The organism is Streptomyces malaysiense (genome assembly GCF_000980885.2).
GTDB lineage: Bacteria > Actinomycetota > Actinomycetes > Streptomycetales > Streptomycetaceae > Streptomyces > Streptomyces malaysiense.
The window spans coordinates 1-1,391 of sequence record NZ_LBDA02000228.1 but is presented as its reverse complement, the minus strand read 5'-3'; the positions used below and the strand labels follow the sequence as shown (position 1 = coordinate 1,391).

The 1,391-nt window shown below is 75.9% G+C and carries 1 protein-coding gene; it reads left to right on the top strand.

All coding sequences use genetic code 11. From position 1 onward, the window contains the following. Window positions 1–125 precede the first annotated feature (125 nt). Window positions 126–1,376 carry an MFS transporter gene (locus VT52_RS35085; protein WP_420856332.1) on the top strand — a complete coding sequence of 417 codons (1,251 nt, stop codon included), beginning with the start codon at window positions 126–128 and terminating at the stop codon, window positions 1,374–1,376. The last annotated feature ends 15 nt before the right edge of the window (window positions 1,377–1,391 follow it).

Genomic DNA, 1,391 nt, shown 5'->3' with positions numbered 1-1,391 from the left:
GGCACCCACGGGTGCCCGGCCGGAGCCGTATCCGCCGCTCGCTCCCGGCCGATTGTCAGTGGCACCCTCTACGGTTCTCGTGAAGGCGACGACCACGAGGGGGAGTTGTGGCGACGGTGACGGCGGTGCGGACGCGCGCGCCCGCGTGGCGCGGGGGCTTCGGGCGGCTGTGGAGTGCCGCCGTGCTGTCCCGCTTCGGCGACGCGCTGCGCTCCGCCGCCCTGCCGCTGCTCGCCGCCTCGCTGACCGACCGGCCCCTGCTCATCGCCACCGTGACCGCCTGCGGCTATCTGCCCTGGCTCCTCTTCGGGTTGTGCGGCGGGGCCATCGCCGACCGGGTCGACCAGCGACGCGCCATGTGGACCGTGGACACGGTACGCGGAGCGCTGGTCGCCGCCTTCGCGGTGGCCGTCGCCCTCGGACACGCCTCGATCGCCCTGCTCGTCGCGCTGGCCTTCACCCTGACCACGCTCCAGACCCTCTTCGACAACGCCTCCACCGCCCTGCTGCCCGCCCTGGTCGGCCCCGAGGCGCTCGGCAGTGCCAACGCCCGGCTGATGACCGGGCAGAAGATCGCCGGCGGTCTGTTCGGAGCCCCCGTCGTGCCGCTGCTGCTCGCCGCTGGGGCCGCCGTCCCCTTCCTGGCCGACGCGGGCACCTTCCTGGTGGCCGCCGCGCTGGTCGCCTCCCTGCGCACCGGCGCGCCCGAGCGGGCCCCGGGACCGGCGGGCAGCACGCTGCGCCGGGAGATCGCCGCCGGACTGCGCACCCTGTGGCGGGACCGGCCGCTGCGCGGGCTGTGCGCCGCCACGGCCCTCTGCAACATCGGCATGGGCGCCCTGATCGCCACCCTGGTCGTGCTCGTGACCGGCTGGCTGCACGCGGGGACCGCCGGCTATGCGGCGGCCACCACCGCGTACACCGTCGGCGGGCTGGCCGGCGGCGCGGTGAACCGGCGGCTCACGGCCGTGCTCGGCCCGGTGCGCACCGTCCTGCTCGCCGGTACGGCACAGACCGCGGCGCTCGTCGTCATGGGCTCCGTGCCCAGCCCGGCCGCCCTGGTGGCCGCCATGGCGGCCTTCGGGTTCATGGGAATGCTGTGGAACGTCAACAGCACCACCCTGATGCAGCAGCGCAGCCCCGCCGGCGCCCTCGGCCGGGTCAGCTCCGCCTTCCGCACCCTTGGTGTCGCCGGAGCGCCACTGGGCGCCCTGCTCGGCGGCGCCGTGGCCACCGCCTGGGGCCAGGGCACACCGGCGCTGCTCGCCGCCGCCTTCTTCGTCCTCGCCGTCCTCGCGCTCATACCGGCCGCCCGGCCGGACGCACCCGTCGCCGCGTCGAGGGACGGCGCCACCACGGCCCGCGCCCCCGGGTGATCAATTAGGTTGGAA